Below are 24,161 nucleotides of genomic sequence, written 5' to 3'. Positions count from 1 at the left end.
GCCCGCTGAATCTCCCGGTGACGGTCGGGAAGTAGGCACGGGCATGCCTACATGACACCACCCAGGGTAGGTACCATAGAAGTAGTCAATGCCCCCGAGCCCCAAGGAATTGCGCAATGCCTGATCAGGATGGACACCCGAGTGTCGAAGAGTTTGACCTGTCGAAGATCCTCCATGCACTGTCCGACGAAAACCGACGGCATGTCATCGTCAATCTGGCATCACAACCGGAGGGCACAGAGCAGTTCTGCAGCGTGTTCGGGACCCCCTGGGCCCCATCGACCCGGACGCACCACTTCCGGGTACTGCGCAATGCCGGCCTCGTGTGGCAGCGAGACGTCGGCAACGGCCGCATGACCCGACTGCGCCGTGATGACCTGGAGAAAGCATTCCCCGGCCTGCTGGACCAGATCATCGCTGCAGACAAGGTTTCCAGCAGCGGTGCTCAGACCGAGGACCGGGACGAAACCCTCGCCGGCGGTGCGTGACCCGGTCCTCCAGCCGCAGAAGGGAGGTCGTCACCATCCCCGCCCGGGACCGCACGGCCGTCGAGACCTCACACTCCCGGTACTTCAACCGGGCAGCTTCTCCGCCTACCCCACGCCCAGCAGCCGCAGCACCCCGAGGATCAGGTTGCGGTGCCCGGGATCGCTGAATGCGTCCGGATCACCTGTGGTCGGCGACCCACCCCGAATGAACCCGTCACGTCCCTTGTCCGCGAAACTGCTCATCGACCGTTCCCGCTGCGTTTTCCCGGACGGCGGCCCGAACAGGTACTCCATGCCCGTCGAGATCACCTCCGTGTCCCCCGAGGGGTACGTGCGTGAGGTGTACGGATTGCAGAACCCATCGGTCACCAGCTCCGCCTTACCCGGTGACATCCACCTCGACCGGACCGGCGATGTCCAGCTCCAGGACCTTCATCCCGCGGCCGCGAGCCTCTTCCACCAGTGCATTGTCCACCGGCTCGGTGCTGAGCACCAGGATCGTCGGACCCGCGCCCGAAAGGAACGCCGGGTAGCCCAGGTTGCGCAGACGGTTCACCCACTCGGCGGTCACCGGCAGCACCTCGGCTCGGTAGGTCTGGTGCATGCGGTCACGAGTGCCCTCCCACAGCAGCTCCGGATCGTCGCGCAGCGCGACGGTCATTACTGCCGTGCGGGAGACGTTAAAGCGGGCGTCCACGTGGCTAATGTCGGACGGCAGCACGCGGCGGATCGCCTCCGTCGAGGCGTGAAAGTCCGGGATAAACGCGGTGGCCTTAATGTCCGGGTGCACGTCGATACGACGGGCGTGATAGGCCGGTGCGGACACTCCGTCGATGGGGGTGTTCGTCCACGAGACCACGCCCGCGCCCAGCACGGATGCGCCCGCGTTATCGGGGTGCCCCTCAAAGGTAGAGGCGATCTGCACCTGTGCCTGGTCGTCCAGGGTGAACCCTGCCAGGCCATTGCCCGCTGCCACGCCTGCAGTCGCTGCGGCGGCCGAAGATCCCAGGCCGCGGGACTGCGGGATGGAGTTCGTGCAGCTGACACGCAACCCCGGAACCGTCACGTCGGCTTCCTTCAGCGTTGCGCGCAGGGCGCGTACCACCAGGTGGCGCTCGTCCAGTGGAACCTCACCCTCGCCTTCACCGGTGACCTCGACCTCCAAGCCGGACTCGATGACCTCGGCAGTCACATAGTCGTACAGCCCCAGCGCCAGGCCGAGGGTATCGAAGCCAGGTCCCAGGTTCGCGGTCGATGCGGGAACCTTGACGGTGGCCTTGCGGCCAACGGGGATCTCGACGCCCATTACTTCAACCCCAGCTTGTCTGCAACGGCGTGCGGGTCCACGTCGGTGACGGTGGGCTCCGGCATCTGAGACAGCGCAGTCGTCGGATCCTTCAGGCCGTGGCCGGTGACGGTACACACGATGCGCTGTCCGGCGGTCAGTTCGCCGTTGGCGTGAGCGTCCAGCAGACCTGCAACGGAAGATGCAGAGGCCGGCTCGACGAAGATGCCCTCGCGGCCAGCGATGGTGCGGTAGGCCTCCAGAATCTGCTCGTCGGTCTGCGCGCGGAAGTCGCCACCCGACTCCTCCTTGGCTGCAACGGCCTGCTGCCAGGAAGCCGGGTTGCCGATACGGATCGCCGTAGCGATCGTCTCCGGCTCCAGCACAGGCTCGCCCTTGACCAGCGGGGCAGCTCCGGCTGCCTGCACGCCCTTCATCACGGGGCGCTGGGTGGAAACGCCGTCCTCCGCGTACTCGGAGTAGCCCTTCCAATACGCCGTGATGTTGCCCGCGTTGCCGACTGGCAGGAAGTGAACATCGGGGGCGTCACCAAGGCAATCCACAATCTCGAACGCGGCGGTCTTCTGCCCCTCGATACGCATCGGGTTCACGGAGTTGACCAGGGCGATCTCTGGGAACTCGGTGGTGGTCTTGCGGACCAGCTCGAGGCAGTCGTCGAAGTTGCCGCGTACCTGGATGATCTGCGCGCCGTGCATTACTGCCTGCGCGAGCTTGCCCTGGGCGATCTTGCCTTCTGGGATCAGCACGGCGGACTTCAGACCGGCGCGGGCCGCGTAGGCCGCCGCGGAGGCCGAGGTGTTGCCGGTCGAGGCGCACATCAGGACCTTCTGGCCCTTGTGGTAAGCGTCCGTGACGGCCACGGTCATACCGCGATCCTTGAAGGAACCGGTGGGGTTGGCACCTTCGATCTTGAGGTAGACCTCGCAGCCGGTGATCTCCGACAGGTAGTTCGCGCGCAGCAGCGGGGTGCCGCCCTCGTTGAGGGTCACCGGCTCCCAATCCTTCGCGAACGGCATCCGATCGCGGTACATGTTGATCAGGCCGGTCCAGTGGTTCAGAACCTTGTTCGTCATAGCTTCCCTGTCGTTTCTTCCCAGTTGTCGGTCTTGGCTTAAAGCGCTCTTAGAGTTTAGCCTTCCATGCGGATGACGGAGTCAATCGCCTTGACAGCGTCGAGCTCCTTGAGCTTCGCCACGGTCTCTTCCAGGTTCTTTTCCTTCGCGCTGTGGGTGATGACGACGAGGCGCGCACCGTCATTCAGCCCTTCTTGACGCACGGTCTTCAGCGACACACCCTGCTCAGAGAACACGGAGGCCACCTCGGCCAGCACGCCCAGGCGATCATCCACCTGCATATCCACGTGGTAGCGGGTACGAACATCACCAAAGTTGGCGATCGGCAGGGAGGCGTAGGTGGACTCCCCTGGCCCGCGGCCACCAAGCACGATGTTGCGGGCCACGGCCACGACGTCACCCAGGACGGCAGAGGCGGTTGGGCCGCCACCGGCACCGTTGCCGTAGAACATCAGGCGACCGGCGGACTCCGCCTCGACGAAGACTGCGTTGTAGGACTCAGAGACGCTGGACAGCGGGTGGCTGCTGGGGATCAGCGCCGGGTACACGCTTGCAGACACAGATTCCTTACCTTCCTCATCCACCAGACGCTCACAGATAGCCAGCAGCTTGATGGTGGAGTTTGCGGCCTTGGCCGCTTCGATGTCGGCGACGGTAATGTCGCGGATGCCTTCGGTATGCACGTCCTCGCCGGACACGCGGGTGTGGAACGCCAGGGAGGCCAGGATGGCGGCCTTGCTGGCGGCGTCAAAGCCGTCGACGTCGGCGGACGGGTCGGCCTCCGCGTAACCCAACTCGGTGGCCTCTGCCAGCATCTCGTCGTAGCTGGCACCCCGGGTGTACATTGCGTCGAGAATGAAGTTAGTGGTGCCGTTGACAATGCCCATCACCTGGTTGACCTTGTCGCCGGCAAGGGAGCGGCGCAGCGGTCCAACAACCGGGATGGCGGCGGCAACGGCCGCCTCGAAGAACAAATCCACGCCGGACTCGTCGGCAGCGGCAGCCAGCTCGTCAGCGTGAGCGGCGATGAGAGCCTTGTTGGCGGTGACGACGGACTTGCCGGCGCGCAGCGCCGCCAGCACGACCTCGCGCGGGTACTCGATGCCGCCGATGACCTCGATGACCAGGTCAATGTCGTCGCGGGCCACCAGAGACAGCGCGTCGTCGGTCAGCTTCTCCGGATCCACACCCGGGCGGGGCTTGGACAAATTGCTGACGGCAATACCCCGGACCTCCAGCGGGCCACCGATGCGGGCTGCGAATTCATCACTGCGCTCCTCCAGCAGCCGCAGCACTTCTGCACCAACGGTACCCATGCCCAGCAGAGCCACACCTACGGTCTGGCCGATTCCCTTGCCTGGCTTAAACTTCTGCTCGGTCATGTCGCTCCTTTGTCGCTCCTTTGTAAGGTCTCAAATGAGAGGAAAGTTGGTAATTTTTTCTTAGGTTATCGCACCAATCTACCGTGCGACTAGACAAAGCTGTCCATTACCCCTGTTTTGCCCTGTATCCAGGAAGTTACTCCTCCAAAGCCAGCACGTCGTCGATAGTTTCGCGGCGAATCATCAACCGCGCCTCGCCGTCGGACACTCGCACCACCGGAGGGCGGGTCATCATGTTGTACCGAGAGGCCATCGCGTAGCAATACGCGCCCGTGGCGCCGATCATCAACAGGTCCCCGGGACGAACGTCCTCCGGCACCAGCGCGTCATTGACCAGCACGTCGCCCGACTCGCAGTGGGAGCCCACAATGCGGGTCGGCAGCAGCTCACCGTCGACCTCGCGGTTGGCCACGCGGCAATCGTATTCCGCCTGGTAGAGGGCGGGACGGATGTTGTCGCTCATGCCGCCGTCGACGGAGATGTAGCGGCGGGTCATGCCTTCGGCCACCTCGACGTCCTTCACCGTGCCCACCCGGTAGAGCGTGATCATCGATGGTCCGGCAATCGCTCGGCCCGGCTCGACGTTGAGCTTCGGCTCGGGCACGCCGGCCGCCTCTGCTGCCTTGCGCACCTTGCTCTTGAGTTCGGACGCCACCTCTTCCACGTCCAGAGCCTCCTGATCCGGCATGTAGGCGATACCGTAGCCACCACCGAGATCGAGGGTATCCAGCGACGTGGGGGCGTCCGAAAGCGTCGCGGTGGAATCCAACAGCTGCTTCCACAGGCCCAGCAGGCGCTCGGCGGCCAGGGCGAATCCGGAGGCCTCGAACACCTGGGAGCCGACGTGGCAGTGCAAGCCGCGCAGGCGCACGCCATCAGCAGCGTGGCACGCCATGGCCGCATGATGAGCTGCTCCGGAGGCCAGGGAGAATCCAAACTTCTGATCCTCGTGGCTGGTGGCGATGAACTCGTGGGTATCGACGTGCACGCCAGGGGTCACACGCACCAGCACATCCTGGGACTTCCCCAGCTCGCCAGCGACAGTGGACAGCGTCTCGATCTCCTGCAGCGAGTCCACGACGATCAGCTCCGCACCCTCGGAAACTGCCAGGCGCAGAAACTCCGGGGACTTGTTGTTGCCGTGCACGGTGATGCGCTCGGCGGGGAATCCCGCGGCCAGGGCGACCTGCAGCTCGCCGAGGGAGGCAACGTCCAGGGATAGCCCCTCCTCCATCGCCCAGCGGGCGACAGTCTTCGACAGGAATGCCTTGGAAGCGTAGTGCACGAAGTGCCCGCCACCGAAAGCCTTCGCCAGGCGGCGGCAGCGGGTTCGGAAGTCTTCCTCGTCCATCACGAACGCCGGCGTGCCAAACGTGTCGGCGATCTCGGTGATTGGCACGCCACCGATGGTGACCTCGCCCTGTCGCTCCCCTGCCGTTTCGCGACGAAGGGTCAGCGGGTAGACGTGCGCGGGAATCGCGTTGAACTCCGCGGTGCTGGCCGTGCGACGGCGCAACGGCGTGGAGTTCAGGTGAGTCTCCGGATCCAAGGGAATCTCCTAGGTGAGTGAATTATCGGCAGGGGGCGGGAGGTGGTGGCGTCACAAAGAAAAACAACAACTACATGCGCTCCGGGGCGGACACACCCAACAGCTCGAGCGCATTGGCCAGGGTCTGACGGGAAGCCGCGGCCAGGGACAGACGGGCGGCGAACAGGGCCTGGTTCTCGGCCACAGTCTGCTCGTCGTCGCTCGGCTTAGGCAGGATCTGGCAGGCATCGTAGAAACGGTGGAAAGTGCCGGCCAGGGACTCGGCGTAGCGAGCCACACGGTGCGGTTCGCGCAGCTCGGCGGCGGTCTTCACCACGGCTGGGAACTCGCCGAGGGTGCGGATCAGGTCGCCTTCGCGGTCGTGGGTCAGCAAGGAAAGGTCGGCGCCCTCGCGAGTGACGCCGAGGTCTGCGGCCTTGCGCGCCAGAGAGCACAGGCGGGCGTGCGCGTACTGGACGTAGAACACTGGGTTGTCGTTAGACTTCGAAGCCCACAGATCCATGTCGATATCCAGGGACGAGTCCACAGAGCTGCGGATCATCGCGTAACGGGCAGCGTCCACGCCGATGGCCTCCACCAGGTCATCCAGGGTGATGACGGTGCCGGCGCGCTTCGACATACGCACGGCCTTGCCATCCTTGACCAGGTTCACCAGCTGGCCGATGAGCACCTCCACCTGCTGCGGGTCGTAGCCCATGGCGGCAGCCGCTGCACGCAGGCGAGCGATGTAGCCATGGTGGTCGGCGCCCAGCATGTAGATGCACAAGTTGTGGCCACGGTCGAATTTGTCGGCCACGTAGGCGATGTCGCCGGCGATGTACGCCGCGTTGCCGTCGGACTTAATGACCACACGATCCTTGTCGTCACCGAAGTTGGTGGAGCGCAGCCACCAGGCACCATCGGCCTCGTAGAGGTTGCCGTTGTCCTTGATTTTCTGGATCGCAGCCTCCACCGCACCGGACTCGAACAGAGAGTTCTCGTGGAAGTACACGTCGAACTCCGTGCCGAACTCCGCGAGGGTGCGCTTGATGTGGGCGAACATCAGCTCCACGCCCTGGGATCGGAACAGTTCCTGTGCCTCGTCCGCGCCGAGCTGCTGCCAATCCGGGTTAGCTTCCACGATCTGGGAGGCGATGTCCTGGATGTAATCGCCACCGTAGCCGTCCTCCGGAGTGGGCTCGCCCTTCGCGGCAGCCACCAGGGAGCGGGCAAAGCGGTCGATCTGCGCGCCGTGATCATTGAAGTAGTACTCGCGGGTGACCTTCGCACCGCGGGCGGTAAGCACACGCCCCAGGGAGTCGCCCACGGCCGCCCAGCGGGTACCGCCCAAGTGGATCGGGCCAGTCGGGTTGGCGGAGACGAACTCCAAGTTGATGGCCGAGCCAGCGAGCTCGTCGCCGCGGCCGAAGTCTGCACCGGCGGTGAGGATGTCCTCGACGATCTTGCCCTGCGCAGCGGCGGCCAAGCGGATGTTGATGAAGCCCGGGCCTGCGACAGTGGCTTCGTCGATGCCCTCGTGCGCGCCGAGGGATTCCGCCAGCCAGGTGCCGAACTCACGCGGGTTCGTACCGGCCTTCTTTGCCACCTGCATGGCGATGTTCGTTGCGTAGTCGCCGTGCTCCGGGTTGCGCGGGCGCTCCACGGTGGCGCTCTCCGGCACTACGGAGGAATCCAGACCGTGGGCATCCAGGGTCGTGCGGGCAGTTTCGGTAATCAGTTCAGACAATTCAGCAGGAGTCACAGCATTAAACACTAGCAGTGAGGCCGGACACTTCACGCAGTGGCGGAGGTGATTGAACTCCTGCCCCAGTGCAGTGCTAGACTTTCAACCCGTATTGACGTGAACACAAAGTGAACCGCCGATACACGCCTTCGTAGCTCAGGGGATAGAGCACTGGTTTCCGGTACCAGGGGTCGTGAGTTCGAATCTCGCCGAGGGCACTCTTTTCAAGCCAGGGGCACTCGGGGCGTTCTTATTCCTCCGATTTCCTCGGATCGAACTCTACCGAGTCGATGATCGCCTCGATCTCTTCCTCGGACAGGGTGAGCGCCAAGATCTCAACTCCAGCGGCTCCACCGCTTCCTGCGGAGACGAACACCCACGCGCCGTGCAGAGTCTTGCCGGACTTTTCGTTCGTCGTCCAAGTGGTCAGCTTAGCCTCGTCGGCGTTTTCGATATCCAGGTCGCGGGACTCGCCTAGTTCGAAGTCTCTTCCGTGGGTGGTTCGGAACTGGGCGTTCACTTCGAAGTACCCCATCGTGGCGGTTGCCGTAGGCCCTTGCCCCTGGTCAGAGCTCAGACGAATCACGTCCGTTGGCTCTTTATCGGCCTCTTTGTCCGCGTTAGACCAAGACGTGGTGAAACCATTCTCCGTTGGTTTGAAGTCCTCGGTCTCTTCCCAGTCTGCTGGAACTTCAAGGGAGATTCGCCCTTCTTCGACGCGCTGCATTCCGTCGGTCACCGACTGTGCCGAGTTTTCGGCCTGATCCGAATCTTCGGAAGAAATGAGGCTGCACGACCCCAGTAGGGCGGCTGAGGTGATTACTGCAGCGATCTTTACTGCTAGCGAATGGGACTTTGAGCGAGGCTTTGAGTGGGACTTCATGGGAGCACTCCTAAGTGTTCTCTTCTGTGGCAATAATAACGTCGCTTTGGGGCACTCGCTGGGTATTCTTAAAGTAATTCTTATTGCCCTCAAAGGCCTCAAAGGACTCAGAGGCTAAGTCCCCGGCACCTACCCCGGGCGGTTCGCAGCAGCAGACGAACACCACCGGCGAGGTGGTCATTGGCCACACTGAGGCGCCGGGGCAGGCGAACCCATCCGTCATGAATAAGACGATCGCCTCTTGCGGGGATCCCTCGATGCACGAGACCGGCACAACTTTCTTTACCGACGGAACGTCGGGGTGGACGTCGACGTGTGCCAACAAGATGATGGCCGCCCGCCCGGCCGAGCCTGCACCCGCGCCGGATGATTCTTACTACGAGGGATACCTCGACGGTTATGACGACGCGCAGTATGACTACTACGACTACTACGACGAGTACAGCGACTACTAGGAACTAGCTCCGGCTTTCTTTAGGCTGTCGATACTCTGGAAATCCACGCCCGGGATCCGGGAGAACCTATCCTTGTCGCAGGTCAGGACGATTATCTGATTATCCCGCCCCAAGGCGCCAAGCACCTTGTTCATGCTCTTGGCCCGGTCGGTATCGCTGAATCCCAGCACGTCGTCCAGGAATATCGGCACCCCGCTGCCGTCGTGCCCCACCAGGCGGGCGATGGCAAGCAACTGCAGAATCTCCACCTGCTCCTGCGCACCGCCGGAGAGCTGCTCCTTGTCCAACCGCACGTTGCCGATAGCGCGGCTCGAAACCTGGAACTTCTCATCGACGTCCAGATCAACATCGCTGCCAAAGACAATCCCGGAGAGCTTGTTCAGGGCCTTGCGATACGGCTCGGAGTACTTTTCCTGCATCCGCTTCCGCGATTCCTGAACCACTTGATGCAGTAGCTCCGCGGCATCCGCCTGCCTGCGCAGCCTAGCGACCACGCCCTTGAGACGCTCTACTTCCGCCTCTGACTGTTCCTTGGTTTCTGCGGAACCGCGAGCCTGCCCGAGCTTGGCGTTCAAGGCGGCAATGTCCACGCGGCATTCCTGTACCTGCTGGTTCAGCATGTTTACCCGGCTCCGAGCCCCCTCGAAGCTCGCCTGCACGTCCGCCACGTCGCCGAGCTCGCCTACTTCCTGCCTCTTGGAATCGAGCTTTTCGCGTGCCGCATCCACGGCCTGTGCTGCCTGGGTACGCTTCGCGTTCAGTTCTTCGTCGGAGTATCGCTCGCGGGCTGCTTCCAGATCCTTCGCTGCCGCATCCAGCTGCTGTTGCAGGTTTTCCACCTTCGCTTCGTACTGGATCTTCCGCTCGATCGCGTCGCTGTTCTGTAGGGAAAGCAACCGTCCGTTGGCTTCGTCACGGGCTCGGGTGGCTGCCTCCAGCGCGGCACCTTCTTCTGCTTCGTCGATGTTTTCGCCGGCTTCCACGTTGGCGTCACTACGCAGGGAGCTACTGGTTTCCAGTAGCTTCTCGACCTCGGCGGTGAGGTTTTCCACCTGACCGTTCAGGTCGGAAAGTGTTCGCTTGCCGAGGATGGCCTTGAGGCTCGCACGCTGGTCACGCAGGGTTTCCTCGTCCTCGTTCCGTGCCCGAACGGCATGCCCAAACTCTTCAAGTACTTCCGCGCGCGGATCCTCGAGCGCAATACGCTCGCGCCCGACCGCCGATAGTTCCGCATTTACTTTCTGCAGCGCCTCGTCGACGTTGAGGTCGAGGTTGCTGGAATCCTGCGCCGGGGTGACGCACACCTCGTATTCACCCAGGCCAACGGTCCATTCGGTGGTGACCTTCTTCTCCAGGCCGCTCTCCCCCAGGGCGGCCTCCACTCCGTTGTCCACGATGGTGCTGTCGGCCGGCCCTGCGATACGAACGGAAGTCGCGCCCGCATCGCGGATCTTTATCTGCGCGTCCAGGTCCGTCATCGCCTCACGGATCTTCTGTTCCGCCTGCGGCGTGGCCGGGTTGCGATCCACCTTTTGAGCCAGCTCCGCTACCTTCGCATCCAGCTTCACCGCGCTATCCCGCTCCTCCGTCGCGGACTCCAGCCGCCCCTGGATGTCCGCCGCGTTCTTTAGCGCGGTGGCCAGCTTGGCACGCTTATCCGCACGCACGTACGCGGCGTGGGCACTATCGAAGGCGCTCTTCGCCTCGTCGCGCTCGGCCTGTTGTTCCTCAGCCCTTTTCTGGACGCCACGTAGCTCCTCCGTCGCAGTTTTGAGCGACTGTTCTAGCTCCCCCTGCGCTAGCTTCTGCTTCTCCCGCGCCTCGGATGCCTCTTGCCATCGCCCGACCTGGTCCTGTTTCAGTTCCAGCTCGTTTTCCAAGGCGCTTAAGGCCTCCGCGATCTTCTTCGCAGCCTCTAATCGTTCGGCGCATTCGTCGAACTCTTTCTGCGCATCCGGTAGATCGTCTTCGGCATCGGCGCGCTGAATCTGTTTGGATTCGATTTCACGGATCGCTGCCTGCGCATTGTTGTACTCAAGCTTGGCGGTCGCTAGGGCTTCCTGTGCACTCGCCAAATCTGCCTCGGCGGCGGCCAGCTCTCCCTTGGAATTTCTGTTGGCTCGGCGGTCCCGCAGCTTCTTGTCCTCGTCGTCGATCAGGCGGACTAGCAGCTCCGCGGCGCCCTGGTCATTTTCGCTGATACCACTGGCGGCGCTCACTGTGGCGTCATCACCGGCGGTGCGCAGGGCCGAGGACAGGGAGGGGATGGCCGTGAAGTCGAGTGCGTCCAGGCGCTGTCCTTGGCTGACGAAGAGTGCCTCGCGCAGGGCGGAGTCGATGCTCTCGTTCAGCAGCTCGCTGAACTTCTCCATTGCCTGGTCGCCGGTGTAGTTGCGCACGGAGGGGCGCAGCACATCTAGGAGCACCTTCTTTTTCTCGAAGTCCTTGGTGTACTCCACCAGGTTCTCGCCCAACTGCATACGGGCGGTGATCCTCGGCTTGGTGCCGCTGCCCACGGGGAAAAAGCCACTGACCTTCTTGGAGGTCGTCGAGACCTTCCAATCCGAAAGCAGCAGGCCAAAGGCGTTCATCAGACTAGATTTTCCGGCCTCGTTACTGCCGTGAACGACGGTCACGCCCGTGGCGCTTGGGGCAAAATGCGCGGACTCAATGCCCGCGAAGTTGCGCACATCCAAGCTCTCCAGCACGAAGCTGGCTTTTGGCGATGCCTTGGTAGAAGATGTCATTTCCTTGCCGTCCCTCTCCCCTAGTTAGCCTTCTCCGCCTGGTGTGCCAAGCGCACGAGTAGCCGCAGCGCATCCTGCGCCTGCTGTGCCCGCTCTACCCGTTGCGGATCCTTGCTATCGGAATTCGCCAGCTGCTGCAGTTCTTCCACCGCCTCGCCGACAAAGCCTTGACTGAGCAGCCCCTCGGAAAGCTCGTCCTCGTCGGGAATAACATGCAGCTTCATTAGCCGCTCGCGCGCGTATAAAGCAGCGAAGGTCGGCGCGATCTTCGTGATCCGCTCGTCCAGGTAAGCGGCATCGTGGACGGACAGCGTTCCCTCCAGCGCGTACTTCACCACGGTGGTGCGCTTTGCGTCGATTCCCTCTAGCCGCTCCAGGAACTCGTCGATATCCGCCGCCGAGTTCACCGTCGCGTTCAGCGCCTTGAATGCCCAGCGCCCGACCGGAACCTCCTCTACCTGAACGTCCGCCTGTTGTGCTGGTCGCGCCGGATCCACCGCGATGTCCACCATCAGCACGTTTCCGGAGTTCGCTTCGCCACCCCCGTCTGGTTCAACGAACGCCGTGACCTCCTGTGCGCCTGAGTACCACACCCGCGCCCGTGATGCGTCCGCGTCCAGTGGCATTGTCGAGTGCGTGTCACCCAGCGCCACGTAGTCCACCTTCCGCTCGCGGCACGCCCGGGCTGCGTTGTCCACGTCGATGCGGTCTAGATCATCCTTGTCGCCGAAGGAGCCTACTGCCCCGTGCCCCACCAGCACGCGCACGCCCGCTCCCTGCACCGGCTCCAAATCTCTCAGCGCGGCCGCCACCAGGTCCTCGTCCGCGTTCTTCCCCCGCAGCGGGGCACCCACAATCTCGAGAGGAACACCAGCCGCGCCCGCGCCACCGGAGTTCGGCACCGCCACTGGAGCCGAATCCCTAAGCACATAAACATTCGCCAGTTCGGTGAACTCCTCCCGGTGGTACACGCTGGCCGCGTCCAGCGGATCATGGTTTCCAGGCAGAAGGAACACCGGCACTTTTGTGCGCTTTAGCACGTCCATCGCACGCCCGTAAATCTCTGGTTTCAGCAGGTTATCGTCGAAGACATCGCCTGCCACCACGATGGCGTCACACTGCCTTTCCTCCGCGAGCCCCAACAGCGCCTCGACCGCCTCCAACCGCGATTCATCAAAACGCGACTGCGCCTCGCTGCTCAAGAAGCGGCGCTTCATCCCCAATTGCCAATCCGACGTGTGCAAGATCCGCACCCGGCGCGCCGATGTAATTGCCATAGGTTGTGCCATGCCTTACCCCTGCCCGTTGTTGTCAGTGTTGCCGTTATCGCTAGCGTTGCCGTCTACTTCGCCACTTGTCTCGTCTGTAGTTCTATCAGCCCCTCCAGACAAGCCAGCTTCATAATAGAACAAAGGTTCGACCGCCTCCAGGGTCTCATAGCAAACCTCCAGCTCATGCATGGCCTTCAGCTGATCCACCGCATGCCAGGTCACCGACCGCATGGCTTCTTTCAAAGCCTTTTGATCGCCCTGTTCCATGCCCGATTCCCACTGCAGAGGCTCCCATTTCACCGGCTCCGCCGCCGTCCCCCAGAACTCGGCCGAATCCACCTGCTCCAGCTGGTCAGCCTGTTTCTCTGCGGGGTGTGGTGCTTGTTGTTGCCTAATTGGTGACGCCCCCACGCCCCCACCACCCCAGCCCTGAACTGGGCGTAGCAGCTCCTGCGCGTTAAGCCCCCGCCATTTCAGCAGAATACTGGCGTCCCTATCCAGCTTCTCCGCCGCAGAATAGGCCAGTGCCACCACGTGCTTACAGACCGCGGACTTATCCGGGCAGCTGCAGTACACCCGGTTGACGTGCCCGGGGTGCATCAGCACCGAGGCGACGTCCATGCCCGGCGCGCCGCCACTTAAGAGGGAGCGGATGTGCGAGCTGTCGGAGAGCATCTCGTGGTACACGAAATCCCGCTGGCGGTCCGTGAGCCTCCGCAGGTGAATGGACGTTTCAAAAGGCTCCAGCTGCGAGCCGTGGATCAGCCCTGCAACCACATTCTCCGCGAACTCAACGCTCAGCACTTTGCCGCCGCGGAAGTATTCGCGGCCGCGCGCCAGCCTGCCGGAGTCTGTGGACCTGGAAATAGACTCCATCAGTTGCGAGCTGGCCCAGCTGTCCTCTCCACGGATGTGGGTGCCGTGCTGATCCCGCAGGCGGTCCATTTCTTGGCGTCGCTTGGCTCCAAAGTCAGCGAGCACCACGTTGTCGCCCCAGGTCGCATCCGTGCGCGTGCGCTTCTTCGGTTGCTTGCTAACCATCGTTTTCCTCCAGCTGAGTGGACTCGCGCAGCTGCAGCAGCTCGCTCAGCTCCTCATCGTCGAGGTTGGCGATCCACCCCTCGCCTGCGCCGACGATATCTCCTGCCAACTCCCGCTTGCTCATGATGATGTCGTGGATTCTCTCGTCGATGGTGCCCTGCACCACCAGCTTATAAACCTCCACGGACTTGTTTTGGCCGATCCGATAGACCCGGTCCGTGGCCTGGTCCTCCACTGCCGGATTCCACCAGCGGTCGATGTGGATCACCACCGAGGCTTCCGTCAGGGTGATGCCGGTGCCGCCAGCCCGTACTGAGAGGATCATGATCGGCGGCCCATCGGCGCTCTGGAATTCGCGGACCATCTGCGTGCGCTTCGCACGCGACAGCCCGCCGTGTAGCACGGGAACCTCCACACCGAAAGTGCTCTGCAACTCCGGCGCCAGCATCTTGCCGAACGTCGGGAACTGCGTGAACATCAGCACCTTCTTGCCCTGCTCCAGCGCCTGGCCGGTGATCTCGAAGATGCGCTCAACCTTTGCCGAACGATGCTTGCCATCGGCCAGGATGCCGGAGCCGTCGCCCGCGAAGTGCGCCGGGTGGTTACAGATCTGCTTGATCTTCACCAGCGCCCCCAGGATGTTGGCCCTCCGCTTGCCACCGGGGAGCTGCAGGCGCATCTCCATGTCCTTAATAAAGGACTCGTACAGCGCCGCCTGCTCCCGGGACAATGGCACGCGCTCCACGATGTCCTGCTTCTCCGGCAAGTCCAGCCCAATCGCAGCGTCGTCCTTCAAGCGGCGCAGAGTGAAGGGCTGCACCAGACCGCGCAGCCGCCGCTTCGCCTCCTCGTCACCGTAGCGCTCGATGGGGATGGCCAGTCGGTTCTGGAAGGCGGCGGCAGAGCCGAAAATTCCGGGGTTCGCAAAGTCCATGATCGCGTACAAGTCGCTCAGCCGGTTCTCCACCGGGGTGCCGGTCAGTGCGATGTGCGTCTCTGCATTAAGCGAGCGCACCGCGCGGGACTGCTTCGTCGCCGGGTTCTTGATGGCCTGCGCCTCGTCGGCCACCACTCGGCCCCACTGAACCTGCTGGTAGCGCGCAGTATTCCTGGCCACGCGCCCGTAGGTTGTCACCACCAGATCCGGCTTCTTTTGCTTGCCCTCCAGCCCCTGGGACGTGGCGTCACCAAACTCCTTATCGGTGAGCAACCCCGAACCGTGATCAACCAAGACCTCCAGGCTCGGCACGTGCAGCGCGGCTTCGGCCCGCCAGGCTTCCACGACGGTGGTGGGAGCAACCACCAGTGTGGGGCCGGCGCAATCGTCGACCTCACGCTCCCAGGCCAACAGAGCGAGCACCTGCAGGGTCTTGCCCAGCCCCATATCGTCGGCCAGAATCGCGCCGATGCGATGGCGGTGCATCCAGGCCAGCCAGCTTAAACCGCGGCGTTGGTGATCGCGCAGGGTGGTCTGCACAGCAGCGGGGGCTTCTACCGGCTCTGGCGGATCCACCTGCGCCCCGCCATCGAGCAATCGTTCCACCCAGCCGTCGGCCACCACGCGGAATTCGTGGTCTGTATCCACCGTTTCGCTGGCGCTCAACAGGTCGGCTTCCAGGATGTCGCGCACGCTCACGGTGGCTTCCCCCAGCGGCTTGTCCTGCTCCTTGGTCACTTCCGCGAACCACTTGCGGGCGGTCGAGAGGGCCTCCTGATCCAGGTAAACGTACTCGCCGTTGATGCGCACGATCGATTCGGCAGCGTTCAACAGCTCCTGGCGGGTGGCCTCGTCCAGTTCCTCACCGGTTCCGTCGGCACCATCGGCACCGTTAGCCCCTGCTGCGCCGCCGTCGCCCAGGCTGACTTCCCAGGAGAAGTTCATCAGCTGATCCATGCCAAGCTTGCCCGACCCCGGCCCCTGCCCCACCGGGGTGGCCTTAGCCTTTACCCGCGGGCGCACCTTGCCCCACCCACGCGGAATCATCACGCTAAATCCGGCTTCGCGCAGCGCCTCCGCCCCGTGGTCTAGGAAGCTCGCTAGTTCGGTGATGTCCAGGTTCGTACCCAGGGTTGGTTGCGCGCTCGGCAGTTCTTCTGGACGCCACCATTCCCGCTCCCGCTGATTCGCGCCGATATTTACCCACGCCAGCAGGCTTCGCACGTGCGGATTGAACTCTTGCCACACGTCCTCCACCTTGTAGAGACTGCGGATGACCTGCTCCCTCAGCTCTTCGTTCATTGCGGCGGGGTTCAGGGGCTCGAAGGGCCCGCCGTTCTGGGAATAGGCAATCTGCAGCCACCAAGTTGGTTCGGTACCGTCTTCTTCTACCTCGGAGGGCGTGGACAACAAGAACACCAGCTGCCCCGCCTGGGCTTCAGCTTCGCGCCGCCACTGGCTGAGGCTTGCCACGGTGCTGGCCCCACCTCGCCGGGTCGCCGTTCCCGTCGCCAGAGCCCGCACAAAATCCGAGGTGAAATCGCTCAGTTCACGGCGCAGGTGAGTCACCGCAATCCAGTGCGCAAACTCGTCGGCCATGCGATCCACAACGTCTGCGCCACCGTTGCGCGTCAGTACTCCGGGCACCCGCTCGCGGAACTGCTGCAGCACACGCATGTGGTCGCCTGCTGGCGCAAGGGTCCAGCGCGGGAACCACTGATCATCCACACGCTCCATCCGCACCATCACGCGCCCGGCCCGCACAGATTCCTCAACAAAAGCGCATAAATTCATAAGGAATTTAAGCTCCGGACCTAGCCCGTCAATCAGCCCACGCTTATCAGTAGCTCCAGTATCGATACTTTTATTCGCATACTCGCATAATGGCCCCATGAGCTCAACGGATTCTTCGGGTGTTAAAGCCACCGCAGGTACCGGTAATTCCTTAACCCTTCCCCGTGGGGTGGACAGCCAGATCCCACCCCTATTTCGCCACGGGCGCGACCCCAAAATACCCATACAAACCGCAGGTAGATCGCCAATTTCCAGCTCGTCGATATCAAGCACCACTCCGTGCCCCTCGACACGCTCTACCCACAACCACAGCCCGCCCGACGTGGGTGCAACAACGTGCATCTGATGCGTGAATCCCATGCTGGAAGTTCTACCACGTACCCCGGACACCCTTCGCAACGTGAACGTCTTCGCTAACGTGGATACCGAGTTGTGCGCGTCACACATGCGCGCGCCTTCTGTACTTCGGAGCACCGAGAGCCCGAAAGCTGACGTATAGAACTTATACATTCAACTTGAGGAGATGATGTTTGTGGCTGACCAAACATGGTTTGTCATAGCCATGGTGATCTATCTGATCATCATGCTGCTGATTGGACTTTATAGTTTCAACCAGACCGACGAGTATGAGGATTACATGCTCGGCGGACGTAACCTGCACCCCTTCGTCGCCGCATTGTCAGCCGGCGCGTCGGACATGTCCGGCTGGCTCCTCATGGGGCTACCGGGCGCGCTCTACATGCTCGGCTTCTCCGAGATGTGGATGGCCATCGGCCTGCTGATCGGTGCCGCAGTGAACTGGATCGTTACCGCACCGCGCCTGCGCTCCTACACCGAGGTGGCGAACAACTCCATCACGATCCCCTCCTTCTTGGAGAATCGCTTCAATGATCGCAGCCACTTCCTGCGTATCGCCGCCGGCATCATCATTCTGGTGTTCTTCACCTTCTACGTTTCCTCCGGCATGGTCGCCGGTGGCCGCTACTTCGAGTCCACCTTCGAAGGTGACTACCTGACTGGCATGATCATCATCGCCGCCGTTACCGTGGGCTACACCTTCATCGGTGGCTTCCTGGCCGTCTCCTTCACCGACACCGTCCAGGGCTGCATCATGTTCGTCTCCCTGCTGCTAGTGCCGGTCATGGCACTGCTGCACATGGATGATCCGGGTGCTATCTGGACCTACCAACTGGAAAACGCTTACGGCCTCGAGACCATTGAGCCGAACCCGGACTGGTTCTCCCTGTTTACCGGCGTCTCCTTCGTCACCATCATCTCCAACTTGGCATGGGGACTGGGCTACTTCGGCCAGCCGCACATCATCGTGCGCTTCATGGCGCTGCGCAGCCCGTCCGATGCTCGTGCAGGTATGCGTTACGGCGTGGGCTGGATGTTCCTATGCCTGGTCGGCACCGTCATGGTCGCCATCATCGGCCCGGCATTCTTCGGTATGGATCCGTCCATCGCCATCACTGACCAGGAGAACTTCGAGACAATCTTCCTGGACATGGGCCGCATCCTGTTCCACCCGCTGATCGCTGGTCTGATCCTGACCGCAGTCCTGGCGGCGATCATGTCCACCATTTCTTCTCAGCTGCTGGTTGTCTCCTCCGCGCTGATTGAGGACATCTACAACGGCCTGATCAACAAGAACGCATCCGATCAGTCCCTCAAGAACCTCTCCCGTATCTCTGTGCTGGTTGTCGCTGTCTTCGCCGGTGTGATTGCTCTTAACCCGGAGTCCGGCATCCTGGGTCTGGTCGAGTTCGCCTGGGCGGGCTTCGGCGCTTCCTTCGGCCCGGTCATCCTGGCTTCGCTGTACTGGCGCCGCCTCAACGCTCCGGGAGCCGCCGCTGGTCTGGTCACCGGCGCCATCGTCGCCTTCATTTGGGGTGGCCTGCCGCAGTTCGGTGTTATGGACAAGCCGTTCGAACTGTACGAGATGATCCCGGGCGTGGCCCTGAACGTCATCGTCATGGTCGCCGTTACCCTGATGACCAAGGCTCCATCCAAGGAGGTTACCGATACCTTCGACGAGGCAGCCAAGCTCTCCAAGGTGGCCATCAAGAAGGACATCGACTTCGAGGAAGCCGCAGAGGTTACCGCCAAGTAGCGCAACCGCTATCTTGAGCGAACCTTTCTAGCGCCGCTGCAGTCTAAGACTGCATGCGGCGCTTTTTCCTGTCTCAGCCCTTCACGTTCTATTGCCTGTTCCTGGTTGTTGTGGTCTGTGTTGTTTCTTGGGTGGCGACGCCACATCGTCACCAACAGCAGGATCAGCAAACGGTTAGGGAGTACCTGCATCGCATTCGCCAGATCCCCGCCCGACCACGGGTGCTGGGGTACTCCCGCGCCCGCTTCGGCGACGGGTGGGCAATGCAGGTCACCGACCGTGGCGTGTGCGATACTCGGGACTTACTACTGGTCCAGACCTTCGGAGGTTCGGCCGGTGGGTGCGCCAACGACGATGGAGACGGAGCGGCGGGGGAACGAAGGGGCGTCGATCCCTATACACACCACCCCATGGACCGCCACGGGGTGGACATAGACCACATCGTCCCGCTGGCGGCCGCGTGGGACCTGGGAGCTTATGCGTGGCCGAAAGCGCAGCGGCGGGCGTTTGCAAACGACATGCAGCGAAATCTGCTGGTGACGGCATCCGAGGTGAACCGGGAGAAGTCCGATGCCACCCTGAGCGAATGGCTGCCCCCGGTGGAGCGCTGTGGCTACTGCGCGCGCTTCGTGCGGGTAGTCGGCGACTATGGATTGGCGCTTTCGGCAGCGGATGCACAGGCGGCTCGGGAAGCCTGCGACCTATAGGGCGCGCGACTTTTAAAGGTGACAAAGCCCCTGTTCATCTGTGAGGATAGAGGACATGTCTACTTTTATTGTTGCGCTTCACGTTCTGACGGCGATCCTGTTGATCGGCCCCGTTGCTATCGCTTCTTCCATGTACGCTCCCCAGTTCCGCAAGGCACAGTCCGGTGACCCGGCAGCTGTAGGCGCCCTGCGACTGGTACACCGCATTACCCGCTCTTATGGCTTCATTTCCCTGCTGGTACCGGTACTGGGTCTCATCGCATTCTTCGTCGTGGACGGCGCAATGAAGAACACCGCGCTGCACTTCGCCCTGCTGCTGGCCATCGCTGCTTGGGGTGTTCTGATTGCTCTGGTTATCCCCCGTCAGCGCCAGGGTCTGGTTGCACTGAACGCTGTCGAGGCCGGTGACGCTCCGGCTTCCGAGGCAGAGGCTGCCAAGGCCGCAGATGCGGACACCTCCAAGATCCCGGGGCAGGCGGCAATGTTCGCGGGCATCTTCAACCTGCTGTGGCTGGTCACGGCGATCCTGATGTTCGTCTAAGCCCCTTCAGCTTTTAAAGCTTTAATTAGAACCCGCGGATAAGGCCGCGGGTACACGAAAAACGCACCCCGGGCCCGGGGTGCGTTTCTATTTGATAGCCGCTTATATGGGTGCTTCAGCCTCAGCGGGCAAAGGGCGGATGTCGTTAGAACGAGAATACGTAAATGAACGACAGTCTCATTAACAAGAACGCGCAGGTTAGAGCGTTGCAGAATTATGCTGTTCCTCGACCGGGCGCCCGTATTCTCGTTCTAACGACATTTGACCGCTTAGGGTCTAGCGGCAACCTCCACGGTGCCCGCGGTCTGACTTGAAACCGCGTCCGCCGCGGCCACCACGGTCGTTCCAATCTCCACGATCATCCCGGCGGTTGCGTCCGCCACGGCCACCGTGACCGCCGCGTCCGCCACGTCCACCACGATCCCCGCGGTCGTTGCGGTGCTGGCGCTTGTGGCTGCCCGGGCGACCAGCCGGCGCACCCGGATCCGGCTCAATGTTGATCAGCTGGCCCGAAACGCGGGTCTGATCCAGCGCGTGGAACACCTCCATCGGCAGATCCGCCGGCAGCTCCACCAGGGAATGCTCCGCGAAGATGCTGATGCGACCGAAGTCGCGAGAGTTCATACCACCTTCGTTGGCCAGGGCACCGACGATGGCACCCGGGCGCACGCGCTGACGGTGGCCCACCGACAGGCGGTACACCGCCAGCTCCTTGCCGTTGCGATCCGTGATGCGGGGAGCTTCCTTATTGAAGCGCTCGTCGAAGGGCTTGTACGCTCCGCCTCCGCTGCGGTTGTCGTCGCCATAGCGATCGCGGCGGCGCGGGCGCTCCTCCTTCGGCTTCTCCTTCATCAGGAAGTCCTCGCCGGCCTGCTGCTGGGCAGCTAGAGCTGCCGCAATATCCGCCAGCTCCACCTCGTTGGACTCCGCGTACTCCTTCACCAGGTCGCGGAAGATACCGATCTGCGGGTCCGCCAGGGATTCCGTCAGGCTGTCGCGGAACTTCTCCTTGCGAGCCTCGTTCACCGCGTCCACCGTCGGCAGCTCAATCTCATTCAACCGAGACTTGGTCGCCCTTTCGATGGCCTTCAGCAGGCGGCGTTCACGGGGCGTCACAAACAAAATGGCGCGACCCTTACGACCTGCACGGCCCGTGCGGCCAATGCGGTGCACATAGGACTCGGTATCGTGCGGAATGTCGTAGTTGAACACGTGGGTGATGCGGTCGACGTCCAGGCCACGGGCGGCAACGTCGGTGGCCACGAGGATGTCCAGGCGGCCATCCTTCAGCTGGTCCACGGTGCGCTCACGCAAGTTCTGGGGAATATCGCCATTGATGGCGGCCGCGTTGAAACCGCGGGCACGCAGGCGCTCTGCCAGCTCCTCGGTCTCGTTCTTCGTGCGCACGAACATGATCATGGCCTCGAACTCAGTGACTTCGAGGATGCGGGTCAGCGCGTCCAGCTTGTCGCGGTGGCTGACCAGCAGGTAATCCTGTTCGATGTTTTCGCTGGTCCGCTGGGTGGCCTTAACCGTGATTTCCTGCGGATCGTTCAGGTACTGCTTCGACAGGCGACGAATACCGGAGGGCATCGTCGCAGAGAACAGGGCAACCTGCTTCTCACTGGGGGTATCCTCCAGGATGCGCTCGACATCCTCCTGGAAGCCCATGTTCAGCATCTCATCTGCCTCGTCGAGCACCATGAAGCGCAGCTCGGAAATATCCAGGCTGCCCTTCTCCAGGTGGTCGATCACGCGGCCGGGCGTACCGACCACAATGTGCGCACCCCGGCGCAGACCGGACAGCTGTACGCCGTAGGCCTGGCCGCCGTAGATCGGCAGCACGTGGATGCCGCCCAGGTGCTCGGAGAAAGATTGGAAGCTCTCGGCAACCTGCAACGCAAGCTCGCGCGTCGGTGCCAATACAAGGGCTTGGGGGTGACGCTTCGACACGTCAATACGCGACAGAATCGGCAACGCAAATGCGGCCGTCTTACCGGTACCGGTCTGTGCGAGGCCGACCACGTCGTGGCCTTCCATGAGCACCGGAATGGTTTCTGCCTGAATCGGGGAAGGTACTTCGAAGCCGACCTTCTTGACTGCAGCTAGTACGTTTTCGGGCAATCCCAGCCCATCGAAAGAGGGCTGCTGCTCTTCGCCCTGTTTTTCGCTTTGCTTATTGTCGTTTTCTGGAACTTTCGCTTCGGCGTTCTCAGACTCCACTGCCTCATTAGTCACATCTCGTGGCTCGTGCTTTTCCACGGCAGAATCCTGGGAAGAATTCTCCGTGATGCCACCCTGCAGTTCATTCTGAGATACCGACTCGTCATTAACCGGCTGGTTCACGTCGCCGGTGACGTTTTCAGTATCACTCATCGTTGTCCAAGCCTACGCTGCCTTGACCGATAAAGCGATTTACGCAAAATCCCCTGGAAAGCACCCCAGGGTTTTGCAGCCCCACAGCTAAAGCTACAGCTCAAGCTGGGCGATCACGTGGTTCGCCGCCCGCTGCCCGCTGCGCAGCACGCCGTCGATACTCGGTGTGGCGTGCTGGGCACCGGCCAGAGCGATGCGACCGCCTTGGAGTTCCCGCTCCCCCAGTTCCTTGCCTATGCGTTGCAGGCTTTGCGGGAGGATGAGCGGGATGGCGTCAATAAACCTCTGCTCCTTAACTAGCTCCCAACCGGAAGAATCTACGCCAAACAGCGAGCCCAGACCGCGCTGCACCTCAGCCACCGACGGGCCCTCAGCAGGATTCGAACTGCGCGGGTGCACGTGGTTAGCGGCCACCAGGTGCTTGCCCGGCGCATAGCTGGGGGCGGCGGCGGTAACCTCCGTAGCCGACGTAATGGGGGTGCTGCGAGTGCCATCCACAGTCAGCAGGCCTTCGTCCATCACCGGCTCGTCGGACACGAACCACCAGGAAGAAACGCTGGTCGTGGGCACTTCCGGCGAGCCCAGCAGCTCGGATTCCCGCCGCGGATCGACGGCTACGATGACGTGTGAGAAGTGTTCGGTCTCCGCCCCGTTGACCGTCACCCGTACCCCGTCGCCATCCTCCTCGAGGGCAGTTACCGGCGAGTTCAACCGGAACTCAGCCCCCGGCACGCGCGCGAGCGCCGCCGATAGTTCGCCCATGCCGTTTTCCAGCACTGCCAGGTTGCCGCGCAGCATCGTGGCGACCATCCACTTGGCGAAAATCGCGGAAGACTCGTTTTCCGCATCGAACAGGAATGCGCGCAACAACGGGTCGATGGCCACAGCCCGGGTGCGTCGGCGCACACCCCGCTGGTCCAGCGATTCGCAGGTCTTCACGTCCTCGTCTATGTACTTCTGCTTGATGCTGCGCAGCTCGAGGCTAGAGCGGTGGGAAAGCTCGGACTTTAGCCAGCGCCTTAGGGCCAGAAGGTCCCGGAAGGATAGGGCGCTGCGCGCCTTCGAACGCATAAGGTTGGGAATCAGGTGCGGCGCGCGGATCGGGTCGCAGATCAGCGCCAACCCATCGTCGGTGAGGGTTTGGATCGCGGGCTGGAAGTAGCGGATCCCCAGCGCGGCGTACTCCCCTGGCTGCAGGATTTCTTTAACCGCCGGGTACCACGAGTTGAAGGTCTGCAGCCCGTGGTCGACGGTTACGCCGTCGATCTTCTCGCTGCGCACGCGCCCGCCAAGGCTGTCACTGGCTTCAAAGACTGTGCAGTTCACGCCACTTTTATGCAGGGTTCGCACTGCGGCGAGTCCGGCTAGCCCGCCTCCTACGATGGCTACATTGGCTGTGGTTTCCGCCATGTCGCTGCTCCCTAACCTGTCTTTCCTCGCCTGCTGTTTCCGCCTGCTGTTTCCGCCTGCGCTCGCGCACCTGCTGCGCCCATGCTATCGCACCGGCTATTGTCGTCGGTCGCTTGCAACATCTTCCCTTATTCGATTGTGTGTTCTATTCCTTTTCTTAGTGACGCCACCTTGTCCACCCCGTTGCCTACTCTGCATTCCTGAACGCAGACCACTGCTGGCGGGTCTCCGCAGCGGAGGTCTGGCTCGGATGATCAACACAAGTAAGGAAGTGAGCCACCATGAAGTCTCGCATCACCACCCGGCGCACACCAATCCCCCGCTCAGCTAACCCGCGCCCAGCTAACCAGCGCCCATCAGCTCGG

18 protein-coding genes and 1 tRNA gene are annotated in these 24,161 nt (G+C 62.4%); 6 read left to right on the top strand and 13 right to left on the bottom strand.

Going from position 1 to position 24,161, the window contains the following annotated elements; translation table 11 throughout:
* Positions 1 to 116: 116 nt before the first annotated feature.
* Positions 117 to 488 (top strand): helix-turn-helix transcriptional regulator, encoded by a 372-nt coding sequence (locus QKE30_RS02740; RefSeq protein ID WP_239200034.1) that lies wholly within the window; start codon positions 117 to 119, stop codon positions 486 to 488.
* A gap of 105 nt (positions 489 to 593) precedes the next feature.
* Here the strand turns inward: QKE30_RS02740 and QKE30_RS02735 are convergent, their stop codons facing one another.
* From QKE30_RS02735 to argS, 6 genes are all read right to left on the bottom strand, one after another.
* Entirely contained in the window at positions 594 to 881 is a 288-nt protein-coding gene (locus QKE30_RS02735; protein WP_239200037.1) for a hypothetical protein, read from the bottom strand.
* Positions 868 to 1,794: a homoserine kinase gene (gene thrB, locus QKE30_RS02730; RefSeq protein WP_239200040.1), complete on the bottom strand. Its 927-nt coding sequence runs from the start codon at positions 1,792 to 1,794 to the stop codon at positions 868 to 870. The genes QKE30_RS02735 and thrB overlap by 14 nt, the downstream gene beginning before the upstream one ends.
* The gene (gene thrC / locus QKE30_RS02725) at positions 1,794 to 2,867 is read right to left on the bottom strand and encodes a threonine synthase (RefSeq protein WP_035003552.1); all 1,074 of its coding nucleotides are present in this window, start codon (positions 2,865 to 2,867) and stop codon (positions 1,794 to 1,796) included. Before thrC ends, thrB begins: the two co-directional genes overlap by 1 nt.
* Before the next feature lie 56 nt (positions 2,868 to 2,923).
* Positions 2,924 to 4,249, bottom strand: a complete 1,326-nt coding sequence (locus QKE30_RS02720; RefSeq protein WP_034985613.1) for a homoserine dehydrogenase — start codon at positions 4,247 to 4,249, stop codon at positions 2,924 to 2,926.
* 136 nt (positions 4,250 to 4,385) lie between these two features.
* Positions 4,386 to 5,765, bottom strand: coding sequence for a diaminopimelate decarboxylase (gene lysA / locus QKE30_RS02715; RefSeq protein ID WP_347934076.1), 1,380 nt, complete (start codon positions 5,763 to 5,765; stop codon positions 4,386 to 4,388).
* Positions 5,766 to 5,868: 103 nt separating this feature from the next.
* Positions 5,869 to 7,539, bottom strand: a complete 1,671-nt coding sequence (gene argS, locus QKE30_RS02710) for an arginine--tRNA ligase (RefSeq protein ID WP_347934037.1) — start codon at positions 7,537 to 7,539, stop codon at positions 5,869 to 5,871.
* Between the two features lie 127 nt (positions 7,540 to 7,666).
* On the opposite strand from argS, the gene QKE30_RS02705 reads away from it, so the two are divergent.
* Positions 7,667 to 7,739 (top strand) — tRNA-Arg (locus tag QKE30_RS02705).
* Positions 7,740 to 7,771: 32 nt separating this feature from the next.
* On the opposite strand, the gene QKE30_RS02700 is transcribed toward QKE30_RS02705, so the two are convergent.
* Complete coding sequence (locus tag QKE30_RS02700) at positions 7,772 to 8,404, bottom strand: hypothetical protein (RefSeq protein WP_347934036.1); 633 nt, start codon at positions 8,402 to 8,404, stop codon at positions 7,772 to 7,774.
* Between the two features lie 83 nt (positions 8,405 to 8,487).
* Between QKE30_RS02700 and QKE30_RS02695 the strand changes: the two genes are divergently transcribed.
* Positions 8,488 to 8,859, top strand: a complete 372-nt coding sequence (locus tag QKE30_RS02695) for a hypothetical protein (RefSeq protein WP_246816876.1) — start codon at positions 8,488 to 8,490, stop codon at positions 8,857 to 8,859.
* Here the strand turns inward: QKE30_RS02695 and QKE30_RS02690 are convergent.
* From QKE30_RS02690 to QKE30_RS02675, 4 genes are read right to left on the bottom strand one after another with little or no spacing between them, the layout of a single operon-like run.
* Complete coding sequence (locus QKE30_RS02690; protein ID WP_347934034.1) at positions 8,856 to 11,606, bottom strand: AAA family ATPase; 2,751 nt, start codon at positions 11,604 to 11,606, stop codon at positions 8,856 to 8,858. The genes QKE30_RS02695 and QKE30_RS02690 overlap by 4 nt on opposite strands.
* 20 nt (positions 11,607 to 11,626) lie before the next feature.
* A complete protein-coding gene (locus QKE30_RS02685) occupies positions 11,627 to 12,883 on the bottom strand; it encodes an exonuclease SbcCD subunit D (protein WP_347934033.1) in 1,257 nt (418 codons plus the stop codon).
* Positions 12,884 to 12,898: 15 nt separating this feature from the next.
* Entirely contained in the window at positions 12,899 to 13,918 is a 1,020-nt protein-coding gene (locus tag QKE30_RS02680) for an SWIM zinc finger family protein (RefSeq protein WP_347934032.1), read from the bottom strand.
* Positions 13,911 to 16,649, bottom strand: coding sequence for a DEAD/DEAH box helicase (locus QKE30_RS02675; protein ID WP_347934031.1), 2,739 nt, complete (start codon positions 16,647 to 16,649; stop codon positions 13,911 to 13,913). The genes QKE30_RS02680 and QKE30_RS02675 overlap by 8 nt, the downstream gene beginning before the upstream one ends.
* Positions 16,650 to 17,172: 523 nt before the next feature.
* On the opposite strand from QKE30_RS02675, the gene putP reads away from it, so the two are divergent.
* The 3 genes from putP to QKE30_RS02660 are packed head-to-tail and all read left to right on the top strand — an operon-like array spanning position 17,173 to position 20,010.
* Positions 17,173 to 18,762, top strand: a complete 1,590-nt coding sequence (gene putP, locus QKE30_RS02670) for a sodium/proline symporter PutP (RefSeq protein ID WP_297668018.1) — start codon at positions 17,173 to 17,175, stop codon at positions 18,760 to 18,762.
* A 53-nt stretch (positions 18,763 to 18,815) separates the two neighbouring features.
* Positions 18,816 to 19,469 carry an HNH endonuclease family protein gene (locus QKE30_RS02665; RefSeq protein WP_255717157.1) on the top strand — a complete coding sequence of 218 codons (654 nt, stop codon included), beginning with the start codon at positions 18,816 to 18,818 and terminating at the stop codon, positions 19,467 to 19,469.
* 55 nt (positions 19,470 to 19,524) lie between these two features.
* Positions 19,525 to 20,010, top strand: coding sequence for a hypothetical protein (locus QKE30_RS02660; protein ID WP_297668020.1), 486 nt, complete (start codon positions 19,525 to 19,527; stop codon positions 20,008 to 20,010).
* Positions 20,011 to 20,286: 276 nt separating this feature from the next.
* On the opposite strand, the gene QKE30_RS02655 is transcribed toward QKE30_RS02660, so the two are convergent.
* Positions 20,287 to 22,386 (bottom strand): DEAD/DEAH box helicase, encoded by a 2,100-nt coding sequence (locus tag QKE30_RS02655; protein ID WP_347934029.1) that lies wholly within the window; start codon positions 22,384 to 22,386, stop codon positions 20,287 to 20,289.
* Between the two features lie 93 nt (positions 22,387 to 22,479).
* Positions 22,480 to 23,796 (bottom strand): NAD(P)/FAD-dependent oxidoreductase, encoded by a 1,317-nt coding sequence (locus QKE30_RS02650; RefSeq protein ID WP_297667272.1) that lies wholly within the window; start codon positions 23,794 to 23,796, stop codon positions 22,480 to 22,482.
* Positions 23,797 to 24,161: the final 365 nt, after the last annotated feature.

Source organism: Corynebacterium sp. c24Ua_83, assembly GCF_039907245.1.
Lineage (GTDB): Bacteria > Actinomycetota > Actinomycetes > Mycobacteriales > Mycobacteriaceae > Corynebacterium.
The sequence above is the reverse complement of the archived record's forward strand: the minus strand, read 5'-3'. Positions and strand labels throughout refer to the sequence as shown.